The following is a 1607-nucleotide window of genomic DNA, read 5'->3' on the forward strand; positions in this document are numbered from 1 at the left end:
ATGTATCGCACTACCGAGCCGAAGCCGCAGATCAAGCGCCTCGCCATCGACCTCGGCGTGCACCCCGAGGCCCTGCGTGGCTGGATCCGCCAGGCTGAGGTTCCCCCGAGCGGACGTTCGGGTGGCTGATGCGTTCGCGCCGCCTGGCCCGCGACTACGAGAGGCGGACCGACACGGCCGAGGCGATGGTGCTGTGGTCGATGACCATGGTCATGAGCTGCCGCCTTGCGAAGCGGCGACGCTGAGGAACCCGGGGTGTCCTCGACGAGCCAGCCCCGCGCGGCCAGGCGCTTCGCCTTGGACCGCACCCTTTACGGGCGATATCTTGACGCTGAAATGACGCTCGTGGCGCTCATGTGACGCTCGTTCTGATGGGACGTCACATGATTGACCGTGCAGGTCATGCGAGGCGGACGGTGCGCGGGGCTTTCTCCGTTCCCGGCGTTCTCCTCTCGGGACCGGGCGGCGGGCTCTCTGCCGTAGCGGCGGAACCGAGCATGGCACCCTCACCGCGCTCAGGCCTCTCGGCATGTTGCACAAACTCCGACGTCGCTGCTTGCCGCGATTGCGCAGAGACGGGTCTCGAACCGTGCTTCAGGATGTGCGATCAGACAAGGCGTGAGCCGGATGAAACATCCAGTTCACCGTGACGACATCGGGAGTCCGCTGTGCTCTGGAGAAAACTGCTCGTCCCCCTGACCTCGCTCCTGCTCCTGCTGACGGCTTCTGCCGGCGCGGGAGCGACATCGGCGTCCACCAGTTCCCCCGCCGGTGCCAGTGCCGAGGCGGCCGCGGCCGACTACGGCGCTCCCGGCCCCTACGCCACCGCGGTGGAGGTCGGGGTGGTGACCACCCTGTACTACCCGCGTGACATCGCGACCAGCGACCGCCGCCACCCCGTGATCGTGTGGGGAAACGGCACCTTCGCCTTCCCGGTCGTCTACCGCGACCTGTTGCTCCACTGGGCCAGTCAGGGCTTCATCGTCTCCGCCGCCAACACCCCGCAGTCCAACCTCGGCATCTCCATGCGCGCCGGGATCGACCTGCTCACCCGTCGCAACGCCGACCACGGCAGCCCCTTCCACGACCGTGTCGACCTGGAGCACATCGGCGCGTCCGGTCACTCGCAGGGCGGCGCCGCCGCCATCGTCGTCGGCGCGGACCCGCGTATCGACACCATCCTGCCCATCCAGCCCGGGCCGCTCGCCGACATCGACGACGTACACGTACCCGCGCTCCTCCTGGCCGGGCAGAAGGACAGCATCGTCTTCCCCTTCCTGGTCAAGACCTTCTACAACGACGCCGACCACATACCGGCCATCTACGGGGAACTGCGCGGCGCCGATCACCTCACGGTCGTGGGCGACCCCGGCCCGTTCGCCGCGCCCACCACCGTCTGGTTCAAGGCACACCTGATGGGGGACCAGACGGCGAGTGCACAGTTCTTCGGGGCCGGCTGCGGGATCTGCACCGACAGCGGCACCTGGTCCGACGTCCGCCGCAACGGCCTCGCAAACCGGTGACCCGCTCCCGGATATCCCTTCCGCTGTGACCGGCGGCCGTCCCGATCCACGCCGGCCGCCCCTGACGCTCCCGCGACCAGGGGC

The 1607-nt window shown here is 68.7% G+C and carries 2 protein-coding genes; both read left to right on the forward strand.

Translation table 11 applies throughout. From position 1 onward, the window contains the following. On the forward strand, window positions 1-129 hold the full coding sequence (locus tag ABTZ94_RS37475; RefSeq protein ID WP_351207929.1) for a transposase: 129 nt from the start codon (window positions 1-3) through the stop codon (window positions 127-129). Window positions 130-668: 539 nt separating this feature from the next. Further along, the gene (locus ABTZ94_RS37485) at window positions 669-1523 is read left to right on the forward strand and encodes an alpha/beta hydrolase family protein (RefSeq protein WP_351207927.1); all 855 of its coding nucleotides are present in this window, start codon (window positions 669-671) and stop codon (window positions 1521-1523) included. Window positions 1524-1607: the final 84 nt, after the last annotated feature.

Source organism: Streptomyces sp. NPDC002785 (genome assembly GCF_040295565.1).
In the GTDB taxonomy this organism is placed as follows: Bacteria; Actinomycetota; Actinomycetes; order Streptomycetales; family Streptomycetaceae; genus Streptomyces.